Source organism: Pseudomonas sp. 102515 (genome assembly GCF_031085165.1).
In the GTDB taxonomy this organism is placed as follows: Bacteria; Pseudomonadota; Gammaproteobacteria; order Pseudomonadales; family Pseudomonadaceae; genus Chryseomonas.
Genome location: NZ_JAVHTY010000001.1, coordinates 522,373 through 548,004, shown reverse-complemented (window position 1 = coordinate 548,004; position 25,632 = coordinate 522,373). Strand labels below are relative to the sequence as shown.

At 68.0% G+C, this 25,632-nt stretch carries 22 protein-coding genes and 2 tRNA genes; 22 read left to right on the top strand and 2 right to left on the bottom strand.

Annotation, left to right across the window (positions count from 1 at the left end; genetic code table 11):
* Positions 1 to 47: 47 nt before the first annotated feature.
* From RCF34_RS02500 to RCF34_RS02440, 13 genes are all read left to right on the top strand, one after another.
* Positions 48 to 1,043, top strand: coding sequence for an aspartate-semialdehyde dehydrogenase (locus tag RCF34_RS02500; RefSeq protein WP_308706748.1), 996 nt, complete (start codon positions 48 to 50; stop codon positions 1,041 to 1,043).
* A gap of 123 nt (positions 1,044 to 1,166) precedes the next feature.
* Positions 1,167 to 3,842, top strand: a complete 2,676-nt coding sequence (locus RCF34_RS02495) for a FimV/HubP family polar landmark protein (protein WP_308706747.1) — start codon at positions 1,167 to 1,169, stop codon at positions 3,840 to 3,842.
* 71 nt (positions 3,843 to 3,913) lie between these two features.
* Positions 3,914 to 4,765 carry a tRNA pseudouridine(38-40) synthase TruA gene (gene truA / locus RCF34_RS02490; RefSeq protein ID WP_308706746.1) on the top strand — a complete coding sequence of 284 codons (852 nt, stop codon included), beginning with the start codon at positions 3,914 to 3,916 and terminating at the stop codon, positions 4,763 to 4,765.
* 54 nt (positions 4,766 to 4,819) lie between these two features.
* Positions 4,820 to 5,449 (top strand): phosphoribosylanthranilate isomerase, encoded by a 630-nt coding sequence (locus tag RCF34_RS02485; RefSeq protein ID WP_308706745.1) that lies wholly within the window; start codon positions 4,820 to 4,822, stop codon positions 5,447 to 5,449.
* Positions 5,450 to 5,660: 211 nt separating this feature from the next.
* Positions 5,661 to 6,530 carry an acetyl-CoA carboxylase, carboxyltransferase subunit beta gene (accD, locus tag RCF34_RS02480; protein ID WP_308706744.1) on the top strand — a complete coding sequence of 290 codons (870 nt, stop codon included), beginning with the start codon at positions 5,661 to 5,663 and terminating at the stop codon, positions 6,528 to 6,530.
* Positions 6,530 to 7,822, top strand: a complete 1,293-nt coding sequence (gene folC / locus RCF34_RS02475) for a bifunctional tetrahydrofolate synthase/dihydrofolate synthase (protein WP_308706743.1) — start codon at positions 6,530 to 6,532, stop codon at positions 7,820 to 7,822. Before accD ends, folC begins: the two co-directional genes overlap by 1 nt.
* Before the next feature lie 3 nt (positions 7,823 to 7,825).
* A complete protein-coding gene (locus tag RCF34_RS02470) occupies positions 7,826 to 8,491 on the top strand; it encodes an SPOR domain-containing protein (RefSeq protein ID WP_308706742.1) in 666 nt (221 codons plus the stop codon).
* 54 nt (positions 8,492 to 8,545) lie between these two features.
* On the top strand, positions 8,546 to 9,091 hold the full coding sequence (locus RCF34_RS02465) for a CvpA family protein (RefSeq protein WP_231355031.1): 546 nt from the start codon (positions 8,546 to 8,548) through the stop codon (positions 9,089 to 9,091).
* A gap of 82 nt (positions 9,092 to 9,173) precedes the next feature.
* Complete coding sequence (gene purF / locus RCF34_RS02460) at positions 9,174 to 10,682, top strand: amidophosphoribosyltransferase (RefSeq protein WP_308706741.1); 1,509 nt, start codon at positions 9,174 to 9,176, stop codon at positions 10,680 to 10,682.
* 10 nt (positions 10,683 to 10,692) lie between these two features.
* The gene (locus RCF34_RS02455; RefSeq protein ID WP_308706740.1) at positions 10,693 to 11,904 is read left to right on the top strand and encodes an O-succinylhomoserine sulfhydrylase; all 1,212 of its coding nucleotides are present in this window, start codon (positions 10,693 to 10,695) and stop codon (positions 11,902 to 11,904) included.
* Complete coding sequence (locus tag RCF34_RS02450) at positions 11,901 to 12,668, top strand: SDR family oxidoreductase (protein WP_308706739.1); 768 nt, start codon at positions 11,901 to 11,903, stop codon at positions 12,666 to 12,668. Before RCF34_RS02455 ends, RCF34_RS02450 begins: the two co-directional genes overlap by 4 nt.
* A gap of 79 nt (positions 12,669 to 12,747) precedes the next feature.
* A tRNA-Val gene (locus RCF34_RS02445) sits at positions 12,748 to 12,823 on the top strand.
* A 38-nt stretch (positions 12,824 to 12,861) separates the two neighbouring features.
* Positions 12,862 to 12,938: transfer RNA gene (locus tag RCF34_RS02440), tRNA-Asp, on the top strand.
* A gap of 145 nt (positions 12,939 to 13,083) precedes the next feature.
* On the opposite strand, the gene RCF34_RS02435 is transcribed toward RCF34_RS02440, so the two are convergent.
* Both RCF34_RS02435 and kdgR read right to left on the bottom strand, forming a co-directional pair.
* Positions 13,084 to 13,488, bottom strand: a complete 405-nt coding sequence (locus RCF34_RS02435) for a methyl-accepting chemotaxis protein (RefSeq protein WP_374941134.1) — start codon at positions 13,486 to 13,488, stop codon at positions 13,084 to 13,086.
* An 88-nt stretch (positions 13,489 to 13,576) separates the two neighbouring features.
* Positions 13,577 to 14,386 carry a DNA-binding transcriptional regulator KdgR gene (gene kdgR, locus RCF34_RS02430; RefSeq protein WP_308706738.1) on the bottom strand — a complete coding sequence of 270 codons (810 nt, stop codon included), beginning with the start codon at positions 14,384 to 14,386 and terminating at the stop codon, positions 13,577 to 13,579.
* A gap of 193 nt (positions 14,387 to 14,579) precedes the next feature.
* On the opposite strand from kdgR, the gene RCF34_RS02425 reads away from it, so the two are divergent.
* The 9 genes from RCF34_RS02425 (at position 14,580) to RCF34_RS02385 (ending at position 25,621) form a co-directional block, all read left to right on the top strand.
* The gene (locus RCF34_RS02425) at positions 14,580 to 15,875 is read left to right on the top strand and encodes an MFS transporter (protein WP_308706737.1); all 1,296 of its coding nucleotides are present in this window, start codon (positions 14,580 to 14,582) and stop codon (positions 15,873 to 15,875) included.
* Positions 15,862 to 16,773 carry an SMP-30/gluconolactonase/LRE family protein gene (locus RCF34_RS02420; RefSeq protein ID WP_308706736.1) on the top strand — a complete coding sequence of 304 codons (912 nt, stop codon included), beginning with the start codon at positions 15,862 to 15,864 and terminating at the stop codon, positions 16,771 to 16,773. Before RCF34_RS02425 ends, RCF34_RS02420 begins: the two co-directional genes overlap by 14 nt.
* Complete coding sequence (locus tag RCF34_RS02415) at positions 16,770 to 17,753, top strand: sugar kinase (protein WP_308706735.1); 984 nt, start codon at positions 16,770 to 16,772, stop codon at positions 17,751 to 17,753. The genes RCF34_RS02420 and RCF34_RS02415 overlap by 4 nt, the downstream gene beginning before the upstream one ends.
* A 4-nt stretch (positions 17,754 to 17,757) precedes the next feature.
* Complete coding sequence (gene manD, locus RCF34_RS02410) at positions 17,758 to 18,969, top strand: D-mannonate dehydratase ManD (protein ID WP_308706734.1); 1,212 nt, start codon at positions 17,758 to 17,760, stop codon at positions 18,967 to 18,969.
* A gap of 14 nt (positions 18,970 to 18,983) precedes the next feature.
* Positions 18,984 to 20,012 carry a Zn-dependent oxidoreductase gene (locus RCF34_RS02405; RefSeq protein WP_308706733.1) on the top strand — a complete coding sequence of 343 codons (1,029 nt, stop codon included), beginning with the start codon at positions 18,984 to 18,986 and terminating at the stop codon, positions 20,010 to 20,012.
* Positions 20,013 to 20,080: 68 nt separating this feature from the next.
* The gene (locus RCF34_RS02400) at positions 20,081 to 21,358 is read left to right on the top strand and encodes an MFS transporter (protein ID WP_308706732.1); all 1,278 of its coding nucleotides are present in this window, start codon (positions 20,081 to 20,083) and stop codon (positions 21,356 to 21,358) included.
* Positions 21,355 to 22,788, top strand: coding sequence for a mannitol dehydrogenase family protein (locus RCF34_RS02395; RefSeq protein ID WP_308706731.1), 1,434 nt, complete (start codon positions 21,355 to 21,357; stop codon positions 22,786 to 22,788). The genes RCF34_RS02400 and RCF34_RS02395 overlap by 4 nt, the downstream gene beginning before the upstream one ends.
* Position 22,789: 1 nt before the next feature.
* Complete coding sequence (gene uxuA / locus RCF34_RS02390; RefSeq protein WP_308706730.1) at positions 22,790 to 23,974, top strand: mannonate dehydratase; 1,185 nt, start codon at positions 22,790 to 22,792, stop codon at positions 23,972 to 23,974.
* 90 nt (positions 23,975 to 24,064) lie between these two features.
* Positions 24,065 to 25,621: an altronate dehydratase family protein gene (locus tag RCF34_RS02385; protein ID WP_308706729.1), complete on the top strand. Its 1,557-nt coding sequence runs from the start codon at positions 24,065 to 24,067 to the stop codon at positions 25,619 to 25,621.
* Positions 25,622 to 25,632 lie beyond the last annotated feature (11 nt).

Below are 25,632 nucleotides of genomic sequence, written 5' to 3'. Positions count from 1 at the left end.
GGGCCGCCAGTAAAGTGCGGCCCTCTTTCGTTGCGGACCGTCCTATCATGACTGCCAGAGATATCGCCCTCGTCGGCGCCACCAGTGCCTACGGCGAAGCCATTCGCGAACTTCTCGACGAGCGCGACGTGCCCCTCGGGCGACTGCACCTGCTCGCCAGCGGTGAGTCGGCGGGTCAGAATCTGCCCTTCCGAGGCAGCAATCTGCGCGTCACCGGCCTCGACGGCTTCGATTTCGCCCAGGTCGGCATCGTCATCCTTGCCGCGCCGGCCGCCGTGGTCGAAACCCTGCGGCCACAACTGGTCGCTGCCGGTTGTGCCGTGCTGGATCTCAGCGGCGCCTCGGCCGCGCTGTCGGTGCTGCCACGCATCAATGGCGAACGCCTCGACCAGCTCCCTGCCGCCGCCTGGCTCGGCGTTCCTCTGGCAGCCGCCCAGGCGGCCGCCAGCGTGGCAGCCGTGCTCGCTCGCTTGAATGCACTCAATGATGCTTCCCTGACGGCTTGCCTGGCCGCCTCCGGCGCCGGCCGTGGTGGCGTCGAGGAATTGGCGCGTCAGGCCACCGAGTTGCTCAATGGTCGACCGGTCGAAGCCCGGTTGTTCGAGGGCCAACTGGCCTTCAATCTGCTCGGTCGAACCGGTGCGCCGGCCGCGGATGGCTATACTGCCCAGGAACATCGCCTGCTGGACGAATGTCAGCAGGTGCTGGGTGAGACCTTGCCGGTGCTGGATGTCACTGCGATGCAGGCGCCGGTGTTCTTTGGCGACAGCCTGGCGCTCAGCCTGAGGGGCCAGGCGCCCTGGCAGCTGGAGCAGGTGCTGGAAGCCCTGGGTGACGAGCCGGGACTGTCGCTCGACGAAGACCTCGATTGTCCGTCGGCGGTCGGCGATGCCCTGGGCCGGGAAGAGGTGCTGGTGGGACGGGTAAGATTGCATCCACGGGACGCTCGACGGCTGGAATGCTGGCTGGTCGCGGACAATGTCAGGTTGTCGGCACTGACGGCCGTTCAACTGGCCGAATTGTTGCTTAAACAGTCGGCCTAAAAGATACTTCGTGAAATGCTTCGCCCTTTTGGCTTAGGCGAAAGGGCCGTGGACGTGGCACGCAGCGATGGACACAGGCGCCCGCACGGTGGCGCGATCGACAGCTTCTAAAAAGGGACGGTCATGGTTCGAGTTCAGAAACTGGTGCGGGCAATTGCAGCGGCGAGCGCCTTGATGTCTGGCGCGGCCCAGGCCCTCAGCCTGGGGGAGATCCACCTCAATTCCGCCCTCAATCAGCCCTTCGATGCCACCATCGATCTGTCGGACCTGCGTGACCTCGGCACCGCCGACTTGCGCCCCAATCTGGCGTCCGTCGAGGAGTTCGGCAAGGCCGGTGTCGACCGCGCCTTCTTTCTCAACGACCTCAAGTTCACGCCGGAGCTGCGCAACGGACGCACCGTCATCCGTGTGACCTCGGCGCGTCCGGTGCGCGAGCCCTATCTCAACTTCCTGCTGGAAGTGAACTGGCCGAGCGGCCGGATCCTGCGCGAGTACACCGTGCTGCTGGATCCGCCGCTCTATACCCCGCAGGCCGCGGCGGCGCCTTTCGCGCCCCAGGTGCCGGCCACGCCGCGGGCGCGCACCACCACGCCGAGCGCACCGCGTCCGGCCACGCCGCCCGCCGCGCCAGCGCCGAGCGCGACCCAGACACCTGGCACCTATACCACCGAGCGGCGCGATACCCTCTGGGAAGTGGCGGCGCGCAATCGTCCGGCGTCCAGTGTTACCGTCGATCAGACCATGCTGGCGATCCAGGACCTGAATCCCGACGCCTTCATCGATCGCAACATCAACCTGATGAAGAGTGGCCAGGTGCTGCGCCTGCCCGATCAGGCCCAGGCCGGAACGCGACCCCAGCGCGAGGCGGTGGCCGAGATCGCCCGCCAGACCCGTGCCTGGAAGCAGGGTGGCGAAGGCGCACCCGCCGGTACGCCGCGCCGGCAGGTGGACGCTTCCGCCCAGCCGAGTGGCAACGAGGCCTCGACGCCTGCCGCACCCAAGGACAATCTCAAGCTGCTCTCCGGGCAGCCTGCCGGCCGCGCAGGCGAGTCGTCCGGTGGCAAGGGCAGTGACCAGTCCCTGGCCGATCGCCTGGCGGTGACCCAGGAAAGCCTGGACACCACCCGCCGTGAGAACGACGAACTCAAGAGCCGCCTGGGCGATCTGCAGTCGCAGCTCGACAAGCTGCAGAAGATCATGCAGCTCAAGGACGCCCAGCTGGCACGGATGCAGGCCAACATGGCCAATCCCCAGGCTGCGGGTCAGCCGGCCCAGCCGCCGGCGACGCCCGAAGCCGCGGCTCCGGTGACGCCTGCGCCGGTCGAGAACACCCCCGCGCCCGCGTCTCAGGAGCCGACGGCAGCCGCCCCGGTTGCCCCTGTCGACGCCACTGCACCCACTGCCACGCCGCCGGCCAGCGAGGCGGGCACCGGCTCGGCGCCGCCCGTGGCCAGCGAGCCCAAGGTCATCCCGGTCACGCCGAGCACCCCGGCGACCGAGCCGACCGAGGCCACCAACAGTTTCCTCGACGAGATCCTCAGCAATCCCCTCTGGCTCGGTATCATCGGCGGCAGCGCCTTGCTGGCCCTGCTGGTGCTGCTGATGATCAACTCGCGCCGCAACGCGGTGAAGGAGGCCGAGCGTGAGCGTGACGCTGAAGCCGCGCGCACCGACACCGTGTTCGACGCCGATCCCGAACTCGGTGATCACCATGCCCTCGCCGGGCTGGAGCTGAATCAGGGCAGCCAGGACGCGGCGCGAGACGCCGACGCCCAGGACGATGCCCTGGGTCAGGCCGACATCTACATGGCCTATGGCCGCTTCAGCCAGGCGGCCGAGGTGCTCAAGAAGGCCAGCGACCAGGAGCCCCATCGCGCCGACCTGCGCCTCAAGCTCATGGAAGTCTATGCCGAGATGGGCGACAAGGACGGCTTCCAGCGCGAAGAGCGCGAACTCAAGGAGATCGGCGGCGCCCAGCCGGCGGTGGAGCACCTGAAGTCGCGCTATCCGGCCATGGCCACCGTCGCGGTCGCCTCGGCCGCGGTAGGCGCCGCCGCGCTGGCGGCGGCCCACGAACTGAGCGAGGAGCAATCCCGCAACCAGGGCTTCTCGACCACCGAGGACAGTCAGGACTTCGACCTGTCCCTGGATGACTTCGGCAGCGAGGACACCCAGGGCCATCAGCCTGCCGGTCCGGCCGAGGAGCCCTTGTTCGGCGAAGCCTTCGCCGATGCCCAGGCCAAGGCGACCCAGCCGCGCGACGATTTCGACTTCGATCTCAATTTCGATGCCGAACCCGCTGCCACCTCGGCGGCGACTCCGGCGGCCAAGGACGATGACTTCGCGCTGGACTTCAGCGAATTCGAGCGGCAGGGCGATCTGGCCCACGACGAACCGGTCGCGGGTTCCAGCGCGAGCTCGGCCTTCGACGAGCCACTGGATGCGCCCACGCCGCCGGCGGCCGACGCCGAGCTGCCCGCGAGTTTCGATCTGTCCGATTTCGACGACGAGCAACCGGCATCCAAGCGCGAAAGCGACGAGGAATTCGCCGTTCGCCTGCAGGAGGCCTCTCGCCAGTTCGACGCGGAGACCGCTGGTGGCACGGCCGGCAGCGACGGCCTGGACGACTTCGACTTCCTGTCCGGCGAAGACGAAACCGCCACCAAGCTGGACCTGGCGCGTGCCTACATCGACATGGGCGATCCCGAAGGTGCCCGGGACATCCTCGACGAGGTGATCGCCGAGGGTAACGCCGGGCAGCAGCAGGAAGCCCGGGAGATCATCGCCCAGCTCAGTTGACAGCGGCCGGACTTGGCAGAGGAGGGGAGGCGCTATAAGCTGCCTCCCCTTTTTTTTGCCTGGCCGTCGCCTTGGATTTTCTAGACCCCACGATCATCGTTCCGCCGCAGCGCATCGCCCTGGGCGTCGAGTACAAGGGCGCCCGCTATCGCGGCTGGCAGCGCCAGCAGCCGGGTGTGCGCTCCGTGCAGGAGACCCTGGAAGACGCCCTGTCCGAGGTCGCCGCGGCGCCCATCGCGCTGCATTGCGCCGGACGTACCGATTGCGGGGTGCACGCCACCGGCCAGGTGGTGCATTTCGAGTCGCCGGTCGCACGGCCGCTCAAGGCCTGGGTGATGGGCACCAATGCCAATCTGCCGTCGGATATCAGTGTCACCTGGGTCAAGCCGGTCAGCGACGAGTTCCATGCCCGCTTCAGCGCCATGGCCCGGCGCTACCGCTATGTGATCTACAACGATCCCATCCGACCCGCGCACCTGGTCGAGGAGGTCACCTGGAATCACCGTCCGCTGCGGATCGAGCCGATGCGCGAGGCGGCCCAGATGCTGCTTGGCACCCACGATTTCACTTCCTTCCGGGCCAAGGCCTGCCAGGCCAAGTCGGCGATCAAGACCATCCATCATCTGCGTCTCTGGCAGAGCGGACGGCTGATCGTCCTCGACATCCGCGCCAATGCCTTCCTGCATCACATGGTGCGCAACATCGCCGGGGTGCTGATGGCGGTGGGCTGTGGCGAGCGGCCGGTGGAGTGGGTCGCCGAGGTCCTGGCTGCGCGGGAGCGGCGTCTGGGTGGCGTCACCGCCCATCCCTATGGCCTCTATCTAGTGGACGCCGAGTATCCCGAGAGCACGCCCGTGCCGAAGCGGCCGCTGGGTCCACTGTTCCTGGGGCATATCCCCGAGCTGGATGACCCTCAAGGCTGACGCTGCGCGGGGGGTCTGCTAACATCCATCGATTTGGAACGAGGTCATTCCGGTTTGGCTAACGTTCGAGTGAAGATCTGCGGGATCACCCGAGTCGAGGATGCACTGGCCGCGGCGGCTGCCGGCGCCGATGCCATCGGCCTGGTGTTCTATGCGCGCAGTCCGCGGGCGGTCAGCGCTGCCCAGGCCCGCCAGATCGTGGCGGCCCTGCCACCCTTCGTGACCAGTGTCGGGCTGTTCGTCGATGCCTCGCCTTGCGAGATCGAGGAGACGCTCGACGCCGTGCCCCTGGATCTCCTGCAATTCCATGGCGACGAGTCCCCGGCGCAGTGCGCCCGTTATCGTCGTCCCTACATCAAGGCCCTGCGCATGCGCGAGGACATCGACCTCGCCGCCATCGCCCGGGACTATGCCGGCGCTCGCGGGCTGCTGCTCGACACCTATGTCGCCGGCGTGCCTGGTGGAACCGGTCAGGCCTTCGACTGGACGCGGGTACCCCGGGACCTGTCGCTGCCACTGATCGTGGCCGGTGGGCTGGACGCGGCTAACGTCGCCACCGCCATCGCCGCGTCCCGGCCCTATGGGGTGGATGTGAGCGGCGGCGTAGAGCAGGCCAGGGGCATCAAGGATGCCGCCGAGATCGCCCGTTTCGTGGCGGCCGTGCGGGGTGCGCCGGTCGCCTGATGTGACCCTCGTCGGGTGGTTGCCGTCCACACCTGCGACATATTCAAGCAGACCTGCCCTTCGTGGGTCTGTCGTCCGGCTCCCAGGGAGCCGGCATGCGACAACAGGGTAGCGGCCCGGGAAACAGCGGGCGCTGCCGAACCTATTACAGATGCTCAAGGAAGGCGTGGCCCAGGCCACGCTGGGAGCCCATGCAAGTGGAGAGAGATGCATGAGCAATTGGCTGGTCGACAAACTGATTCCTTCCATCATGCGGTCCGAGGTGAAGCGCAGTTCGGTGCCGGAAGGTCTTTGGCACAAGTGTCCGGCCTGCGAAGCGGTCCTCTACCGTCCGGAGCTGGAAAAGAATCTGGACGTGTGCCTGAAGTGCGGTCACCACATGCGCATCAATGCGCGGCGCCGCCTGGACATCTTCCTCGACGCCGAGGGTCGTGAAGAACTGGGTGCCGAGCTGGAACCGGTGGATCGCCTGAAATTCCGCGACAGCAAGAAGTACAAGGACCGTTTCACCGCGGCGCAGAAGGAAACCGGCGAAAAAGATGCGCTGATTTCCATGCGCGGCACCCTCAAGGGCATGCCGGTGGCGGTCTGCGCCTTCGAATTCTCCTTCATGGGCGGTTCCATGGGTGCCGTGGTCGGCGAGCGTTTCGTGCGCGCGGCCAACGTGGCCTTGGAAGAGCGCTGCCCGCTGATCTGCTTCTCCGCCTCGGGCGGTGCGCGGATGCAGGAAGCTCTGATCTCCCTGATGCAGATGGCCAAGACCTCGGCGGTGCTGGCGCGTCTGCGCGAGGAGGGCATTCCCTTCATCTCCGTGCTGACCGATCCAGTCTATGGTGGCGTCTCCGCCAGTCTGGCGATGCTGGGCGACGTCATCGTCGCCGAGCCCAAGGCGCTGATCGGCTTCGCCGGTCCGCGCGTGATCGAGCAGACCGTGCGCGAAAAGCTGCCGGAAGGCTTCCAGCGCAGCGAGTTCCTGCTGGAGCATGGCGCCGTCGACCTCATCGTGTCGCGCAAGGAATTGCGTGATCGCCTGGCGCGTCTGCTGGCGACCTTCCAGCACCAGCCGGTACCGGCGGCCTGATGGCTTCGCGCAGCCTCGCGCAATGGCTGGCCTATCTCGAGCAGCTGCATCCGTCGGCCATCGACATGGGTCTGGACCGGGTGCGCGAGGTTGCGCAGCGGCTGGGCCTGACCCGGCCGGCGCCGCGGGTGGTGACCGTGACCGGCACCAATGGCAAGGGCTCTACCTGCGCCTTTCTCGCCAGCCTGCTGCGCGCCAGCGGGCAGCGGGTCGGCGTCTATGCCTCGCCGCATCTGGTGCGCTACAACGAGCGCGTCGACGTGGACGGCACTCTCGCCAGCGATAGCGATCTCTGCACGGCCTTCGCCGCGGTGGAAGCCGCGCGGGGCGAGATCAGCCTGACCTATTTCGAAGTGGGTACCCTGGCGGCCTTCTGGCTGTTCGAGCGTGCCCGGCTGGACGTCGCTGTCCTCGAAGTGGGTCTGGGCGGACGTCTGGATGCGGTCAACCTGATCGACGCCGATCTGGCGCTGGTCACCAGCATCGGCCTGGATCACGCCGAATGGCTGGGTGACACCCGCGAAAGCGTCGCCGTGGAAAAGGCCGGGATCTTCCGCGCCGGCAAGCCGGCCCTCTGTGGCGATCTGGAGCCACCCGCGCCGCTGACCGAAGCCGCCGAGCGCCTGGGGGCGCCCTTGCTGCTGCGCGGCGAAGCCTTCGATCTGCGGATCGAGAGCGCCGGCTGGTTCTGGCGCGGGCGCGATGCCCAGGGCGACGCCCTGGCACTGCCAGGTCTGCCGTTGCTCGACCTGCCCATGGAAAACGCGGCCCTGGCCCTGCAGGCCTACGCCTTGCTCGGGCAGCCCTGGCTGCCGGAACGGATCGCGGCGGCCCTCCAGGGGACGCGCATGACCGGACGGCTCGATCGCCGCCAGGTCGAACGGGCAGGGGAGACCCGCAGCGTTCTGCTGGACGTGGCCCACAATCCCCATGCCGCCGAATACCTGGCCCGCCGCCTGGCGATGAAGCCGGTCGCCGGCGTGCGTCGCGCGGTGTTCGGCGTCCTGGCCGACAAGGACCTGGACGGCATCCTGGCGCCCTTGGAAAGCCTGTTCGCCAGCTGGGCGGTAGCGACCCTGCCGACCCCTCGCAGTCGCGACGGTGCCGAGGTGGTTGCCCGCCTGATCGCGCGCGGTGCCCCGGCCGAGGCCCATGCCTCCCTGCTGGCCGCCTTCGAGGCGCAACTGGCCGCCAGTGCGGCCGACGACGAGGTGGTCGTGTTCGGCTCCTTCTACAGCGTCGCCGAGGTCCTCGCGCAGCTCTCTTCCCCATCCGAATCCGCGGAGGCATAACCCATGCTCAAGCAAAGAGTCATCGGCGCGCTGGTGCTGCTGGCGCTGATCATCATCTTCGTACCCATGCTCTTCAATCGCCAGGACGACGCCCGCAAGGTAGCGGTCGAGGCGCCGCCCCAGCCGGCCGCGCCTACCGTGCCCAATACCGAGGTACAGCCGGTCCAGACGCCCGAGGCGCCGCCGGTGGTGGTGGTGCCCGACGAGCCGGCCAAGCCGCTCGGCAAGCCGCAGACGCCCATCGCGGGCACCTCCGGCCAGGCGCCGACGCAGAACGCTCCCGTGAATACCGCACCGCCCCCGGCCCAGCCTGCCGCGCCGGTTGCCAAGGCGCCTGCCGCCCCTGCACCCGTCGCCAGTGCTCCCGTGGCACCGACGGCCACCCCGGCGCCAGCGGCCAAGCCGGACTCGCGCCTGGGCGCGGCCAATCTGCCCAACAGCTGGTCGGTCCAGCTCGCCAGCCTGTCGTCCCGCCCCAGCGCCGACGCCCTGCAGGCCAAGCTGCGCAGCCAGGGCTACAACGCCTATGTGCGTACCGCCGACGGCATGAACCGTGTCTTCGTCGGCCCGGTGATCGAGCGTAGCGAGGCGGATCGCCTGCGCGACCAGCTCAACAAGCAGAATGGCGTCAAGGGCTTCGTCGTACGCTTTCAGCCGGAGCGCGGTTAACCCGGTCACAAGGCTCTGCTAGAATGCAGGGCCTTTTTGTAAGTGGACCTTGCCGTGGGCTTCACCTGGGTGGACTGGGCGATCGTCGCCGTCGTCATCGTTTCCTGCCTGATCAGTCTCAGGCGCGGCTTCGTCAAGGAAGCGTTGTCATTGGCCACCTGGATCGTGGCCGGTGGCGTGGCCTGGGTCTTCGGTGGGGCGCTGTCCAGTTACCTGGTCGACTATATTCAGGTGCCTTCCGGACGGGTGATCGCCGCCTGTGTCATTCTCTTCGTGCTGACACTGCTCGTCGGTGCTCTGGTGAGCTTCTTGCTTGGTGAATTGATCCGCGTCACCGGATTGTCGGGCACCGATCGTTTTCTCGGCATGGCCTTTGGCGCCGCCCGCGGTGCGTTGTTGATCACCGTGGCCGTGGGGCTGTTGAGCCTGGGGCCGGTCCAGCAGGACGGCTGGTGGCAACAGTCGGTGCTGGTTCCACATTTTCTCCTGGTGGCCGATTGGTCGAAGAATCTGCTGTTGGGCTTTGCCGGCCAATGGCTGGGCGCGACGCCCATGCCCAGTCTGCAACTGCTGCCGCAGCTGGGGCCCAAGGCTCCTTGAACGCTTTTCCAGGCCTCGCACTGCCGGGGTCATCCTGCGATGGTTCGCCGTCGCATCACTTGAAACAGTGGGGTCGCGTCACATGTGTGGCATCGTAGGTATCGTGGGCAAGACTAACGTCAACCAGTCGTTGTACGACGCGCTCACCGTCCTTCAACATCGCGGTCAGGATGCCGCCGGTATCGTCACCAGCCTGGACGGTAAACTCTTCCTGCGCAAAGACAACGGCCTGGTCCGCGACGTCTTCCAGCAGCGCCACATGCAGCACCTGGTCGGCCGCATGGGCATCGGTCATGTGCGCTACCCCACGGCCGGCAGCTCCAGCTCCGCCGAGGCGCAGCCGTTCTATGTCAACTCGCCCTATGGCATCACCCTCGCGCACAACGGCAACCTGACCAACGTCGAGCAGCTGTCCCGCGAGATCTACGAATCCGACCTGCGGCACGTCAACACCAATTCCGACTCCGAGGTGCTGCTCAACGTCTTCGCCCACGAGCTGGCGGTGCGCAACAAGCTGCAGCCCACCGAGGACGACGTCTTCGCCGCGGTTTCCGAGGTCCATGAGCGTTGCCGTGGCGGCTATGCCGTGGTGGCCATGGTGACGGGTTACGGTATCGTCGGCTTCCGCGATCCCAACGCCATCCGTCCCATCGTCTTCGGCCAGCGTCACACCGAATACGGCGTGGAATACATGATCGCCTCCGAGAGCGTCGCCCTCGACGTGCTCGGCTTCACCCTGATCCGTGACCTGGAACCAGGCGAAGCGGTGTACATCACCGAAGACGGACGGCTCTACACCCGCCAGTGCGCGCAGAATCCGCACTACGCGCCCTGCATCTTCGAGCACGTCTACCTGGCCCGCCCGGATTCCATCATCGACGGCATCTCGGTCTATAAGGCGCGCCTGCGCATGGGCGAGAAGCTCGCCGAGAAGATCCAGCGCGAGCGGCCCGAGCACGACATCGACGTGGTCATCCCGATCCCGGACACCAGCCGCACCGCGGCGCTGGAGCTGGCCAACCACCTGGGCGTCAAGTTCCGCGAGGGCTTCGTCAAGAACCGCTACATCGGGCGGACCTTCATCATGCCCGGCCAGGCCGCGCGCAAGAAGTCGGTGCGCCAGAAGCTCAACGCCATCGAGCTGGAATTCCGCGGCAAGAACGTGATGCTGGTGGACGATTCCATCGTCCGCGGCACCACCTGCAAGCAGATCATCCAGATGGCCCGCGAAGCCGGCGCCAAGAAGGTCTACTTCTGCTCGGCGGCCCCGGCGGTGCGCTTCCCCAACGTCTACGGCATCGACATGCCCAGCGTGCACGAGCTGATCGCCCACGGCCGCACCACCGAGGAAGTCGGCGAGCTGATCGGCGCCGACTGGCTGATCTACCAGGATCTGCAGGACCTGCAGGAAGCCGTGCGCACCCGCAAGGCACCCAAGGTCGAGCAGTTCGACTGCGCGGTGTTCGATGGCGAGTACATCACCGGCGACGTCGATGCCGCCTATCTGAATCGGATCGAGCAGGCGCGCAACGACGCGGCCAAGGTCAAGCACAAGGCGGTCAGCGCCATCATCGATCTCTACAACGACTAAGGAGCTGCACATGAGCCAAGACTGGGATGCCGGACGCCTGGACAGTGATCTCGAGGGCGCGGCCTTCGAGACCTTGGCGGTGCGGGCAGGGCAGCAGCGCTCGCCGGAAGGCGAGCATGGCGAAGCCCTGTTCCTGACCAGCAGCTACGTGTTCCGGACCGCCGCGGATGCCGCGGCGCGCTTCGCCGGCGAGGTGCCGGGCAACGTCTATTCGCGCTATACCAACCCCACGGTCCGTACCTTCGAGACCCGTATCGCGGCCCTCGAAGGGGCCGAGCAGGCGGTGGCCACCGCCTCGGGCATGTCGGCCATCCTGGCCATGGTCATGAGCCTGTGCAGCGCCGGCGACCACGTGCTGGTCTCGCGCAGCGTGTTCGGCTCGACCATCAGCCTGTTCGAAAAGTACTTCAAGCGCTTCGGCATCGAGGTGGACTATCCGCCGCTGGCCGATCTGGACGCCTGGCAGGCGGCCTGCAAGCCCAATACCCGGCTGTTCTTCGTCGAGTCGCCGTCCAACCCCCTGGCCGAGCTGGTGGACATCGCCGCCCTGGCCGAGATCGCCCATGCCCAGGGCGCGCTGCTGGCGGTCGACAACTGCTTCTGCACCCCGGCGCTGCAGAAGCCGCTGGCGCTGGGTGCCGACATCGTCATCCATTCGGCGACCAAGTACATCGACGGCCAGGGCCGTGGCATGGGCGGCGTGGTCGCCGGCCGTGCCGAGCAGATGAAGGACGTGGTGGGTTTCCTGCGTACCGCCGGTCCGACCCTGAGTCCCTTCAACGCCTGGCTGTTCCTCAAGGGCCTGGAGACGCTGAAGATCCGCATGCAGGCGCACAGCCAGGCCGCGCTGGAGCTGGCGCGCTGGCTGGAAGGCCAGCCCGGCGTCGCCCGGGTCCACTACGCGGGCCTGGAAAGCCATCCGCAGCATGAGCTGGCGTGCCGCCAGCAGAGTGCCTTCGGCGCCGTGGTGAGCTTCGAGGTCGCCGGCGGGCGTGACGCGGCCTGGCGCTTCATCGACGCCACCCGAATGATCTCCATCACCACCAACCTGGGTGACACCAAGACCACCATCGCCCACCCGGCGACGACCTCGCACGGACGGCTGTCGCCGGCCGAGCGCGCCAATGCCGGAATCAGCGACAGCCTGATCCGCGTCGCCGTGGGTCTCGAAGACCTGGGCGATCTGCGGCAGGACCTGGCCCGCGGATTGGCGGCCCTATGAGCCTGACGTTCGCACCGGTGGAACTGCGTGTCGCCCTGGTCACCGGCGCGGCGCGTGGGATCGGTCTGGGCATCGCGGCCTGGCTGGTGGCCGAGGGCTGGCGGGTGGTGGTGGCCGATATCGAGCAGGCGCGCGGCGCCAAGGTGGCCGCCGCCCTCGGCGAGCGCGCCTGGTTCGTCGCCCTGGACGTGGCTGACGAGAGTCAGGTCGAGTCCGCCGTCGCCCAGGTGATCGGCCAGTTCGGTCGGCTGGATGCCCTGGTCAACAACGCCGGTCTCGCCACCGCCCAGGGCCAGCCACTGGAAAGCCTGGCACTGGCCGAGTGGCGCAAGGTGCTCGGGGTGAATCTGGACGGCCCCATGTTGATGGCCAAGCATTGCGCACCCTATCTGCGCGAGCAGCAGGGCGCCATCGTCAACGTCGCCTCGACCCGTGCCCAGCAGTCCGAGCCCCACAGCGAGGCCTATGCCGCGAGCAAGGGCGGATTGCTGGCCCTGACCCATGCCCTGGCCATCAGCCTGGGCCCGGAAGTGCGGGTGAATGCGCTCTCTCCGGGCTGGATCGATGCGCGCGATGCCCATGTCCGCGAGGCCGAGCCGCTGTCCGCCGCCGATCACGAGCAGCATCCGGTCGGGCGGGTAGGGACGGTGGAAGACGTCGCCGCCTGCGTGGCCTGGCTGCTGAGCGGCAACGCCGGTTTCCTCAGCGGCGAGGCCATCACCCTGGACGGCGGCATGAGCCGCAGGATGATCTACCGGGAATAGCGCCCCGTAGAAATTAAATTGGAAAAATCCTTGACGGATCAAGGGGCTACGAGGAGAATGCGCGTCACCCGAAGGGGATGGCTGATTAGCTCAGCTGGGAGAGCACCTGCATCACACGCAGGGGGTCGGCGGTTCGATCCCGTCATCAGCCACCAAACTCTTCGGGAAGTGTTCCGTAAGGTGCACGCAATGCGCGGCGGTAGTTCAGTCGGTTAGAATACCGGCCTGTCACGCCGGGGGTCGCGGGTTCGAGTCCCGTCCGCCGCGCCATATGAGTCGTTCCGGGTCCTCTGAACTGCCCGAACGACGCAAGAGAAGCTGCCCTAGGGCAGCTTTTTTTGTGCCTGGAGAAAAGGCGGTCGATCGTTCGCGTGCCGCTTCGGCGGCCTGCTCCAGGGGCGACCGACGGCCCCGTTCAGATGACGAATTCCGCCACCACCTGCCTGAGACCTGCCGCCAGGCGCGACACCTCGCTACTGGCGCTGGAGGTCTGGCTGGCGCTCGCGGTGGTTTGGTCGGAGAGGTCCTTGACGCTGATCAGGCCGCGGTCGATGTCCTTGGCCACCAGGGCCCGTTCTTCGGCGGCCGTGGCGATCAGCGCCGTGCGCTCGTCGATGCCGCCCATGACGCCGGCGATGGCCCGCAGGGCGCCATGGGCTTCCCGGGCGACGGAAAGGGGTTGCTCGGCAGTCTGGCTGCTCTGCTGCATGGCCTTCACCGCGTCCGTCGAATCATGCTGGATGGTGCCGATCATGGCTTCGATCTCCCGCGTCGACTGCTGGGTGCGGTGGGCCAGGGCACGGACTTCAGCCGCGACCACCGCGAAGCCGCAGCCCTGATCACCGGCGCGGGTAGCTTAGCGGCGGCTTAAGACCGGGCCTCCAGCAGGCAATGGAATGGTCTGACGACTATGGCTGTGCCCCTTGAACGGGTGCCTCGCGGCCCGGGGCACCCAGCTGCGCCGAGATGCGCGCCGTGGTAGCGAGCATCTGCTCGACGTACTCGGCCTTGAGGTCCTCACGGAAGCGGAAGCAGGGAAAGGACACACTCAGGCCGGCGATGACCTGGCCGAAACGGTCGCGGATCGGCGCCGCCAGGCACCTCATGTTGCCCTCGAATTCCTCGTGGTCCTCGGCGAAACCCAGGTCACGAACCCGCGCCAGTTCCGCCAGATAGGCGGCCAGGCTGTCGAGGGTGTTGGGCGTACGGCGGACAAAGGTCTCCTGGGCCAGGATCTGCCGCACCTCATCCTCCGCTCGCCAGGCCATCAATACCTTGCCGATTCCCGTGCAATACAGCGGCGCCCTCCGACCGATGCGCGAATACATGCGCAGGGTGTAGCGCGAATCGAGCTTGTGCACATAGACGATGGCGCCCTCGTCGAAGATGCCGAGGTGGACGGTCTCGCCGGTGAGGTCGTTGAGATGGCGCATGCCCGGTTCGGCTTCGCGGACCAGCTCGAGCTGGGGCAGGGCGCGGGCGCCCAGTTCGAACAGCTTGACGCTCAGGCGGTAGCGGTCCTCGGCGTCCTGGACCACGTAGCCCAGGGCCTTGAGCGTCTGCAGGAAGCGGTGGACGGTACTCTTCGACAGGTCCAGCTGCTGCGCCAGCTCCGAGACGCCGCAGTCGTCCTCGCGCTCGCCGAGGGCTTCGAGCACGGCCAGGGTACGCCCGACCGCGCTGACCATGTCATTGCCGAGATGCTGATTCTTTTCCATGGGACCGCCGGTCGCCTGATTGCCGGAACACTGTTCCATTCTGATTGACGAATGCGGGAAAGGCCAGCAACACTGTCCTCCAGCGAATGGAACAACGTTCCAAAGCATTTCGCGCGTAAGGGTCTCTTTCCACCGCTGACGGTCGTCAGGGGTGCGAACAAAAACAACAACGGAACCTGCGACGATGAAATCCATGACCAAAGGCCCGGGCGCGCTGGCGCCTGCCGCGCGTAACCCCGGTTGGCTGCCCCGTGCCCATCCGGTGTCCTGGCAGATGCTCGGCATCACCACCCTGGCGATGTTGATGATCTCGGTGGATCGCCAGCTGCTGCCGACCGTGCCGCCGGCGATCATGCAGGAATTCGGACTGGACGCCGCCCAGGGTGGCTGGCTCAGTTCGCTGAGTTTCGTCGGGACCCTGATAGGCGCGCTGGTAGTAGGGGTGCTGGCCGACAGCGTCGGCACCGGCCACCGCCGTGCCTGGAGCTGGGTGGGGGCCTGCGCCCTGACCATAGGCTCGGCCTTCGCCACCGTCTATGCGCGTTCGCTGGGCGCCCTGCAGGTGCTGAGATTCACCATGGGCCTGGGGACCGGCGCCATGGAGCCGGTCAACATCGCCGTGGCCAGCGAATTCTGGCAAAAGGAAAATCGCGGCTTCGCCCTCGGCGTCCATCACACCGGCATGCCCCTGGGGCAATTCGTCGGGCCGGTCCTGATGGGGCTGATCCTGGCCAACGGCGACTGGCGCGCCACCTTCCTCTGGATCCCGCTGATCGGCCTGCCGATCATCCTGCTGCAGCTCTACCTGGGCCGCCGCCGCAACGAGGAGCAGGTCTATGCCTGGATCCGCGAGGAGGGGCTGACCGTTCCGGTCGACACCGCCGCGCCCGTCTCGCGCAATCCGCTGCGCAACCTGCGCCAGGCCTTCGCCGAGCGCAACGTGCGCCTCTGCCTGGTGATGAACTTCCTGTTCCTCTGGACCGAGATGGGCGTGGCCACCTTTCTGACCTACCAGCTCACCAGCCAGCTGGGGCTGAGCCTGGCCGAGGCCGCGGTGATCTCCGGCGCCTCGGGGCTGGTGGGCTGGGCGGGACAGATCTTCTGGGGGACCCTGAGCGATCACCGCGGCCGCAAGTTCGCCCTGGGGATCCTGACCATCGGTTTCTCCCTCTGCGTCGCCCTGTGCATGTTCATCGACAGCCGCGCAATGGCCTGGACCCTGCTGCTGGCCTGGGGCCTGTTCCGCAATTCGCCCTATGTGGTGCTCTATTCGCTGGCGGTGGATTCCTCGCCGCGCGCGGCTGGCAGCGGCCTGGGCCTGCTCATCGGCGTGGGGCTGGGCCTGGCGGGCTTTCTGGTGGGGCCGGTGGCCGGTTACGTGATCGAGCATTTCGGCTGGCACTGGAGCTACGCCATGCTCGCCCTGAGCTGCCTGCTGGCGCTGATACCGCTGCGCTTCGTGGAGGAGACCCGCCATGGCGCCGCCTGAGGGCCTGTTCGACCATTGCGATGAACTGGGCGAAGGCCCGGTGTGGGATGCCGGCCAGCAGAGCCTGCTGTGGGTGGATATCCTCGCCGGTCGGCTGTTGCGCGCCGCGCCGCATCCGGCCGCTTCGGTCGAGGTGCTGGGCTTCGGCCGACCGCTGGGCTGCGCCGTGCCCCATGTCGACGGCTCCACCTGGCTGGCCCTGAGCGACGGTGTCTGGCGCCTGGCCGCCGGTGCGTCCCAGCCGACGCCGGTCGCGCGGCCGCCCCAGGCGGTCCATGGATCGCAGCATCGCTTCAATGACGGCAAGTGCGATGCGCTCGGCCGTTTCTGGCTGGGTACCACGCTGCTCGACGAGGCACCCGGCGGCGGCCGGCTGTATCGCCTGGATCTGGATGGCCAGCTGCAGCAGATGCTCGACGGCATCACCGTGTCCAACGGCCTCGGCTGGAGTCCGGACAACCGGACCTTCTACTACATAGATTCGCCCACCCGCCGGGTGCAGGCCTTCGACTTCGATCTCGCCAGCGGCGCACTCGGTCGCGCGCGCACCCTCATCGACTTCGGCGAGCAGCCTGGCGTGCCCGATGGCCTGGCCGTGGACAGCGAGGGGGCGCTGTGGATCGCCCACTGGGACGGCTACCGCCTGAGTCGCTGGAGCGCCGAGGGCGAACTGCTCGCCTGGGTGGAGTTGCCGGTGGCGCGGGTGACCTCCTGCGCCTTCTATGGCGAACGCCTGGAGCAGTTGCTGATCACCACCGCCCGGGTGGGCCTCGATGATTCCGCCCGCCAGGCGCAACCCCTGGCCGGGCGCACCTTTCGCCTCGATCCCGGCGTGACCGGCCTGGCGGTCTCCGCCTGCCGCGTCCGGATTCCGGCCCACCCTCAGGAGTCTGCATGACACTACCCCTCGTTTCGTCCCCCCTGACCCGCATCGGCCTCATCGGCGAATGCATGGTCGAGTTGCGCAGTCAGGTGGATGGCCAACTGGGCCAGGCCTTTGGCGGCGACACCCTCAATGCGGCCGTCTATCTGCGGCGGTTGCTCGGGGATGACCCGGTACAGGTGGATTACCTCACCGCGGTGGGCGACGACGGCCTGAGCCAGGCGATGCGCGCGCGCTGGCGGGAGGAGGGGTTGAGTGACGAGCGGGTGCGGGTGCTGCCCGGGCGCTTGCCGGGGCTCTATCTGATCCAGACCGATGCCGAGGGCGAGCGACGCTTTCTCTACTGGCGGGGCGAGGCGGCGGCGCGGGAGTGTTTCGACGGTGCCGAGGCCCAGCCGCTGCTGGCGGCCCTGGCGGAGTATCAGGTGCTCTACCTCAGCGGCATCAGCCTGGCGGTGCTGACCGATACCGGCCGCGAGCGGCTGTTGGAAGCCTTGCGCCAGGCGCGCGCCGCTGGCACCCGCATCGTCTTCGACAACAACTACCGGCCGCGGCTGTGGCCGAACATCCAGGCCGCGCGCACGGCCTATCACCGGTTGCTGCACCTCACCGACCTGGCGCTGGTGACCTGGGAGGACGATGCCGCCCTGTTCGGTTTCGCCGACGCGGCGGCGCTGTTCGCCCAGTACGCCGAGTGGGGCGTGACCGAGGTGGCGCTCAAGCGCGGCGCGCGCAGCTGCCTGCTGCAGGACCGCCAGGGGCACCAGGAGGTCGCCGGCGAAGCCGTGACGCGGGTGGTCGATACCACGGCCGCCGGGGACTCCTTCAGTGCCGCCTACCTGGCCTGCCGCCTCCAGGGCGGGGCCCCCGAGGTGGCCGCCCGCTGGGGGCATCGTCTGGCGGCCACGGTCATCCAGCATCCCGGTGCGCTCATCCCACGCGCGGCCATGCCGGCGTTGCCGCCCCTGATTCCCGCTCTCACTGCCCAGGCCTGAAGCCATGAAGATCACCGAAGCCCGCGTCATCGTCACCTGTCCCGGTCGCAACCTGGTCACCCTCAAGATCGTCACCGACGAAGGCCTTTATGGCCTCGGCGACGCCACCCTCAATGGCCGCGAGCTGGCGGTGGTGGCCTACCTGGAAGAGCACGTGCTGCCGGCGCTGATCGGTCGCGATGCCCATCGCATCGAAGACATCTGGCAGTACCTCTACCGCGGCGCCTACTGGCGGCGCGGACCGGTCACCATGACCGCCATCGCCGCAGTGGACGTGGCGCTCTGGGACCTCAAGGCCAAGGCCGCCGGCATGCCGCTGTACCAGCTGCTCGGCGGCAAGAGCCGGGAGCGGGTGATGGTCTATGGCCACGCCACCGGCAAGGACATCGACAGCTGCCTGGACGAGGTGGCCCGCCATGTCGAGCAGGGCTATCGTGCGGTGCGGGTGCAGTGCGGGGTGCCGGGCATCCCCACCACCTACGGCGTGGCCAAGCGCGAGGGCGAGCGCTATGAGCCGGCCGACAGCGATCTGCCGGCGGAGCACGTCTGGGACACCGCCAAGTACCTCAACCATGTGCCCAGGCTGTTCGCCGCAGTGCGCGAGCGCTTCGGTGACGACCTGCACCTGCTGCACGACGTGCACCACCGGCTGACGCCCATCGAGGCGGGCCGGCTGGGCAAGCGTGTCGAGGAATACAACCTGTTCTGGCTGGAGGACTGCACCCCGGCGGAAAACCAGGAGGCCTTCCGCCTGATCCGCCAGCACACCACCACGCCGCTGGCGGTGGGCGAGGTGTTCAACTCCATCCATGACTGCCGCGAGCTGATCCAGGAGCAACTGATCGACTACATCCGCGCCACCCTGGTGCATGCCGGCGGCATCACCCACATGAGGCGCATCGCCGACCTGGCGGCGCTCTACCAGGTGCGTACCGGTTTCCATGGCGCCACCGACCTGTCGCCGGTGTGCATGGGCGCGGCGCTGCACTTCGACACCTGGGTGCCCAACTTCGGCATCCAGGAGCACATGCCCCACGAGGCGCGCATCGAGGAGGTCTTTCCCCATGCCTATCGCTTCGCGGACGGCCACTTCACCCCGGGCGAGGTGCCTGGCCACGGCGTGGACATCGACGAGGACCTCGCCGCCCGTTATCCGTACAAACGCGCCAGCCTGCCGGTGAACCGGCTGGTGGATGGCACCCTGTGGCACTGGTGAGCGAGGAATCCAGGATGAAAGCCTTTCAGGTCAGAGCACCCCACGAATTCAGCATCGAAGAGGTCGCGGTGCCCGCGCTGGCGCCCGGCGAGGTCCGCGTCGGGGTGGCCTATGCCGGCATCTGCGGCTCGGACATGCACATCATCCATGGCCAGAACGCCTTCGTGCGCTTTCCCCGCGTCACCGGCCACGAATTCGCCGGCGTGGTGCGTGAGGTCGGCGAGGGTGTGAGCGGCCTGGCGGTGGGCGATCCGGTCTGCGTCGATCCGGTGATCGCCTGCGGCAGCTGCTATCCCTGCCGCATCGGCCGGCCCAATGTATGCAGTCGCCTGCAGGTGCTGGGCGTGCACCGCGATGGCGGCTTCAGCGAAGAGGTCTGCGTGCCCGCCGCCAATGCCCATCGCCTGCCGCCCGGCTTGCCGCTGGCCCAGGCCGCCCTGGTGGAGCCCTACAGCATCGCCCTCAATGTGCTGGAGCGGATGCAGTTCCTGCCCGGGGATTCCCTGTTGATCTACGGCGCCGGCGTGATCGGGCTGACCCTGGTGCAGATGGCCAGGGCACTGGGTCTCACCGACATCACGGTGACCGATGTGCTGGACGATCGCCTGGCCACCGCCCGGGCCCTGGGCGCGACCCGCACCCTCAATGGGCGCGATACCAACGTCGAAGCGGCGCTGCGCGAGGCCACCGGCGGCGAGGGCGTACCGCTGATCGTTGACGCCGCCTGCCATCCCGCCCTGCTGCCGGAGATCGTCCGCCTGGCGTCGCCGGCCGGGCGCATCGGCCTGCTGGGTTTCAGCGCCACGCCCAGCGAGCTGGTGCAGCTGGAGATCATCAAGAAGGAACTGACGCTGGTGGGTTCGCGGCTCAACAACGGGCGCTTCCCGCGGGTCATCGAACTCCTGGCGGCGGGCAAGCTGGATGCCGCGGCGCTGATCAGCCACCAAGTGGCCAGCCAGGAGATGCCGAGCGCCATCGAGCTGATCGAAAGGCACCCCGAGCAGACGCGCAAGGTGCTGGTGCAGTGGGGTGGCAACGCCTGAAAACTCGCGCTCCCCTGGGGCGTTCTCCGATGCCTTACCGAATAAAGACAATGAGCGGGAGGTAACAAATGGCTGGACAAGGTCGTGGACTGGTACTCGTCATGCTGTTCCTGGCGGGAGTCGTCAACTATCTGGATCGCTCGGCGCTGTCGGTGGCGGCGCCCCTGATCCAGAAGGACTTCGCGCTGAGCGCCGGCGAGATGGGGCTGCTGTTCAGCGCCTTCTTCGTCGGCTATGCGGCGTTCAACTTCATCGGTGGCTGGGCCGCCGATCGCTATGGCGCCAAGACCACGCTGCTGCTGGCGATGGTGCTCTGGTCGGCGTTCAGCGGCCTGACGGTGCTGGCCTCGGGCTTCGCCGCGCTGATCGTGATCCGGGTGCTGTTCGGCATGGCCGAGGGGCCCTTGAGCGTCTCCACCAGCAAGATGGTCAACAACTGGTACGCGCCCCATAACCGTGGCCGCACCCTGGGCCTGTCGATGTCGGGCACGCCCCTGGGCGGCGCCATTTCCGGCCCCATCGTCGGGGTGATCGCGGTGGCCTACGGCTGGAAGGTGTCCTTCGTCGTCATCATGCTGATCGGCTTCGTCTGGGCGGTAGTCTGGTACCTCTGGATCAAGGACAAGCCGACCGGCCAGCTAGCCGCCGACATCGCCGCCGAGGAGCGCGCCGTGGCCGTGGTGGACAGCGAGGTGCGACCGCTCAAGTACTACCTGCGCCAGCCCACGGTGCTGTTCACCGCCCTCGCGTTCTTCGCCTACAACTACACCCTGTTCTTCTTCCTCACCTGGTTCCCCAGCTACCTGATCCAGGCGTACGGGCTCAACGTGAAGGACATGAGCATCGCCACGGTGATCCCCTGGGTGCTGGGCTTCATCGGTCTGGCGATGGGCGGCTACCTGTCCGACTGGGTGTTCCGCAAGACCGGTCGCCTGATGTTCTCGCGCAAGGTGGTGCTGGTGACCTGCCTGCTGGCCTGCGCCCTGTGCATCGCCGTGGCCGGCCTGGTCAGCACCCTCTATGCCGCGGTGGCCCTGGTCGCGCTCTCGGTATTCTTCCTCTATCTGACCGGCGCCATCTACTGGGCGATCATCCAGGACACGGTGCCGGCGGCGCGGGTGGGCGGGGTGAGTGGCTTCATGCACTTCCTGGCCAACACCTCGGGCATCATCGGCCCGGCGGTGACCGGCTACCTGGTGCAATTCACCGGGGCCTTCACCAGTGCCTTCCTGTTGGCCGGGGCCCTGACCGTGATCGGTTCGCTGTGCGTGGCGCGCTTCGTCAAGCCGCTGGCCGAGCGGCCGGCGGACGCACCGGCCGCCCTGGCTACCGGAGGCGCCCGATGAGCGATTTCGAACGCATTCCCTCGCGCTATCCGGCGCCAGTCATCGGCATCGTCCACCTGGGACTGGGCGCCTTCCACCGCGCCCACCAGGCGGTCTACCTGGAGCGCAACCTAGCGCGCCATGGCGGCGGTGCCTGGGGCCTGTGCAGCGCCAACCTGAGATCGGGACGGGCGCTGGTGGAGACCCTGCGCGCCCAGCAGGGCCGCTATCACGTGGCCGAGTACCGCAACCGGCGCGAAGGGGTGCTGCGCGAGATCGGCGCCCTGCGCGAGGTGCTCTTTGCCGGCGACGGCGGGGCCGGACGCGAGGCCCTGCTGGCGCGGCTGGCCGATCCCGGGGTGCGCATCGTCACCCTGACCGTGACCGAGAAGGGCTATTGCCTGAGCCCGGCCAGCGGGGCCCTGCGCCGCGACGATCCCGGCATCGTCCACGACCTGGCCGAACCGCGGGCGCCGCGCACGGCGCCCGGGCTGCTGGTGGAAGGCCTGCGCCGCCGGCGGGCCGCAGGCATCGCGCCCTTCACCGTGCTCTGCTGCGACAACATGCCGGACAACGGCCAGCGGACCCGCCAGGCGGTAGTGTCCCTCGCCGAGGCCCAGGATGCGGGCCTGGCGGCCTGGATCGCCACCGAAGTCGCCTTTCCCTGCAGCATGGTGGATCGCATCGTGCCGGCCATGGACGAGGCTGCATTCGTCCGCCTGGGCGAGCTCGGCTGCGACGACCCGGCTGCCGTGGTGGGCGAGGCCTTCAGCCAGTGGGTGGTCGAGGACCGCTTTCCCCAGGGGCGCCCGGACTGGGAACATGAAGGGGTGCAGATGGTGGCGGACGTCCGTCCCTTCGAGACCATGAAGCTGCGCCTGCTCAATGGCAGCCATTCGCTGCTGGCCTATGTCGGCGGCCTGGCCGGTCACGGCACCGTGGCCGAGGCCATGGCCGACGAACGCCTGGCCGCGCTGGTGCACCGCTACATGAGCGGCGAGGCGGCGCCGACCCTGGACATGCCGGAGGACGTGGATCTGCAGGCCTATGCCGCGGCGTTGGTCGCGCGTTTCCGTAACGATGCCCTGCAGCACCGGCTGCGGCAGATCGCCATGGACGGCTCGCAGAAGCTGCCGCAACGCTGGCTGCTGGGCGCCCAGCGGCTGCTGGAGCAGGGCGGCGATCTCTCCTGTACCGCGCTCGGCGTGGCGGCCTGGATTCACTATGGTGAAGGCGAGGGCGAGGCGCTGGACGATCCCCTGCGCGTCACCCTGGCCGCCTTGCCTGCTGGCGCGGCGCGGGTGGACGCCGTGCTGGCGCTGGCCGAGGTCTTTCCGCCGGCCCTGGCTGCACAACCCGCTTTCCGCGAGGCGGTGCAACGGGCCTATGAGCGCATAGCCACGGCGGGTATCGCCGCGGCCCTTGCCGACTTGACCAACCAAGGAGTCTGACATGGAACACACCTGGCGCTGGTTCGGCCCGCGCGATCCCATCTCTCTCGCCGATATCCGCCAGACCGGGGCCACCGGCATCGTCACGGCGCTGCACGAGATTCCCAATGGCGAGGTCTGGCCGGTAGCAGCCATCGCCGAGCGCAAGGCGCTGATCGAGGCGGCGGGGCTGACGTGGTCGGTGGTCGAAAGCATCCCGGTTCACGAGGACATCAAGCGCGGCCTGCCGGGTCGCGCGCGCTATCTGGACAACTATCGACAGAGCCTGCGCAATCTCGCCCAGTGCGGCATCGACGTGGTCTGCTACAACTTCATGCCGGTGCTGGACTGGACCCGCACCCAGCTTGCCCACCGGTTGCCCGACGGCGGCTGGGCGCTCAGGTTCGATCAGGACGCCTTCGCCGCCTTCGACCTCTGCATCCTGCAGCGCGACGGAGCCGAGGCCGAGTACACCACCGCAGAGATCGAGCGCGCGCGCCGCTATCATGCCGGCCTCGACGAAGCCGGGCGCGAAGATTTGGTGCGTACCCTCATCGCCGGTCTGCCGGGCGCCGAGGAAGGCTATACGGTGGCCGACCTGCGCGCCCTGCTGGCCACCTATGCCGGTATCGATGCCGTGCGGCTGCGCGAGCACCTGGCGGTCTTTCTCCAGGCCGTGGTGCCGGTGGCGGAAGAGCAGGGCATCCGCCTGGGCGTGCATCCGGACGATCCGCCGCGGCCGCTGCTGGGTCTGCCACGGGTGGTCTCCACCGCCGCCGATGCCCAGTGGCTGCTGGACGCGGTACCCAGTCCGGCCAACGGCCTGACCTTCTGTACCGGTTCCTATGGCGTGCGCGCCGACAACGACCTGGTGGCCATGGCCCGCCAATTCGCCCCGCGCATCCACTTCGTCCACCTGCGGGCGACCCGGCGCGAGGCGGATCCGCGCAGTTTCCACGAGGCCCATCACCTGGACGGTGACGTCGACATGGTCGGGGTGATTCGTGAACTGGTGCGCGAGGAGCGTCGCCGCGAACGCGAAGGCGGGGCGCGTCTGCCCATGCGCCCGGACCACGGCCATCAACTGCTGGATGACCAGGGGCGGCGAACCAATCCGGGCTATTCGCTGATCGGCCGGCTCAAGGGCCTGGCGGAATTGCGCGGCGTGGAACGGGCCGTGTGGCGCCTGGAAGAGGCGCGTGGCTGATGCGGATCGGCGTCTGCCAGGAATCCCCCGTGCTCGATCCCGCCACAGGCGTGGTCAAGGCCAACCTCGAATGCTGACGTGGAGACTTACATGGAATTGATCACCCGCAGCGGCGCCGCGGCTGCTGCCCGCGCCACCCTGCGTCTGCATCCGCAGGACGACGTGCTCATCGCCCGCCAGGCGCTGGTGCCTGGCCTGGAATTGCCGGAGGAGGGCGTGCAGGTCCGCGAGCCGGTGCCCGCCGGTCACAAGGTCGCGGTGCGCGCCATCGCAGCGGGCGCGCCGGTACGCCGCTATGGCCAGATCATCGGCTTCGCCCGCGAGGCCATCGCCGCCGGCTGCCATGTCCACGTGCACAACCTGGCCATGGGCGACTTCACCCGCGAGCATGCCTTCGGGATCGAGGCCCGCGGTGCCCCGGCGCCCATCGAGCGCAGCTTCCTCGGCATCGTCCGCCCGGACGGCCGGGTGGCGACCCGCAACTACATCGGCATCCTCACCTCGGTGAATTGCTCGGCCACGGTGGCCCGGGCGGTGGCCGACCATTTCCGCCGCGACGTCCATCCCGCGGCGCTGGGGCGCTACCCCAACGTCGATGGCGTGGTCGCCCTGACCCATGGGGTCGGTTGCGGCATCGATACCCAGGGCGAGGGCATGGCGGTGCTGCGCCGGACCCTGGGCGGCTATGCATCCCACGCCAACTTCGCGGCGGTGCTGTTCATCGGCCTGGGCTGCGAAGCCAACCAGATCCCCACGCTGCTGGCCGACCAGGGCCTCAGCGAGCACGCGGGATTGCGCACCCTCAATATCCAGGACAGTGGCGGCACCACCGCCACCGTGGCCCGGGGCATCGCCGCGGTGGAGGCATTGCTGCCCGCGGCCAATGCGGTGCAGCGCGAACCGGTCAGTGCCCGTCATCTGATCCTGGGCCTGCAGTGCGGCGGCTCGGACGGCTATTCCGGCATCAGTGCCAATCCGGCCCTGGGCCGGGCGGTGGACCTGCTGGTGGCCGCCGGCGGCACCGCCATCCTCTCGGAAACCCCGGAAATCTATGGTGCCGAACACCTGCTCACCCGCCGTGCCGCCAGCCCGGCCGTGGGCGAGCGGCTGGTGGAACGCATCCGCTGGTGGGAAGACTATTGCGCCCGCTTCGGCGCCAGCCTGGACAACAACCCCTCGGCGGGCAACAAGGCCGGCGGCCTCACCACCATCCTGGAAAAATCCCTCGGCGCGGTGATCAAGGCCGGCTCCACCGATCTGATGGCGGTTTACGGCTACGCCGAGCCGGTGCGCAGTCCGGGTCTGGTGTTCATGGACACCCCCGGCTACGACCCGGTCTCGGCTACCGGCCAGGTGGCGGGCGGCGCCAACCTGATCGCCTTCACCACCGGCCGGGGTTCGGCCTATGGTTGTGTGCCGACGCCGTCGCTGAAGATCGCCACCAACACCCGCCTCTGGGAAAGCCAGCGCGATGACATGGACGTGGATTGCGGCGGCCTGGTGGATGGCAGCACCACCCTGGAAGAGCGTGGCGCCTTCATCTTCGAGCGGCTGCTGGCACTGGCGTCGGGCGAGCGCAGCCGCAGCGAGTTGCACGGCTACGGCCAGAACGAATTCGTCCCCTGGCAACTGGGCGCCACCACCTGAGCCTTCGCTCG

Bases quoted from the DNA above. Each gene is read 5' to 3' on its own strand.
- manD (WP_308706734.1), top strand. From the start codon at position 17,758: ATGAAGATCACCGAAGCCCGCGTCATCGTCACCTGTCCCGGTCGCAAC.
- RCF34_RS02415 (WP_308706735.1), top strand. From the start codon at position 16,770: ATGACACTACCCCTCGTTTCGTCCCCCCTGACCCGCATCGGCCTCATC.
- RCF34_RS02455 (WP_308706740.1), top strand. From the start codon at position 10,693: ATGAGCCAAGACTGGGATGCCGGACGCCTGGACAGTGATCTCGAGGGC.
- folC (WP_308706743.1), top strand. From the start codon at position 6,530: ATGGCTTCGCGCAGCCTCGCGCAATGGCTGGCCTATCTCGAGCAGCTG.
- purF (WP_308706741.1), top strand. From the start codon at position 9,174: ATGTGTGGCATCGTAGGTATCGTGGGCAAGACTAACGTCAACCAGTCG.
- kdgR (WP_308706738.1), bottom strand. From the start codon at position 14,386: ATGGAAAAGAATCAGCATCTCGGCAATGACATGGTCAGCGCGGTCGGG.
- RCF34_RS02425 (WP_308706737.1), top strand. From the start codon at position 14,580: ATGACCAAAGGCCCGGGCGCGCTGGCGCCTGCCGCGCGTAACCCCGGT.
- RCF34_RS02420 (WP_308706736.1), top strand. From the start codon at position 15,862: ATGGCGCCGCCTGAGGGCCTGTTCGACCATTGCGATGAACTGGGCGAA.
- accD (WP_308706744.1), top strand. From the start codon at position 5,661: ATGAGCAATTGGCTGGTCGACAAACTGATTCCTTCCATCATGCGGTCC.
- RCF34_RS02495 (WP_308706747.1), top strand. From the start codon at position 1,167: ATGGTTCGAGTTCAGAAACTGGTGCGGGCAATTGCAGCGGCGAGCGCC.
- RCF34_RS02385 (WP_308706729.1), top strand. From the start codon at position 24,065: ATGGAATTGATCACCCGCAGCGGCGCCGCGGCTGCTGCCCGCGCCACC.
- RCF34_RS02500 (WP_308706748.1), top strand. From the start codon at position 48: ATGACTGCCAGAGATATCGCCCTCGTCGGCGCCACCAGTGCCTACGGC.
- RCF34_RS02400 (WP_308706732.1), top strand. From the start codon at position 20,081: ATGGCTGGACAAGGTCGTGGACTGGTACTCGTCATGCTGTTCCTGGCG.
- RCF34_RS02450 (WP_308706739.1), top strand. From the start codon at position 11,901: ATGAGCCTGACGTTCGCACCGGTGGAACTGCGTGTCGCCCTGGTCACC.
- RCF34_RS02395 (WP_308706731.1), top strand. From the start codon at position 21,355: ATGAGCGATTTCGAACGCATTCCCTCGCGCTATCCGGCGCCAGTCATC.
- uxuA (WP_308706730.1), top strand. From the start codon at position 22,790: ATGGAACACACCTGGCGCTGGTTCGGCCCGCGCGATCCCATCTCTCTC.
- RCF34_RS02470 (WP_308706742.1), top strand. From the start codon at position 7,826: ATGCTCAAGCAAAGAGTCATCGGCGCGCTGGTGCTGCTGGCGCTGATC.
- RCF34_RS02405 (WP_308706733.1), top strand. From the start codon at position 18,984: ATGAAAGCCTTTCAGGTCAGAGCACCCCACGAATTCAGCATCGAAGAG.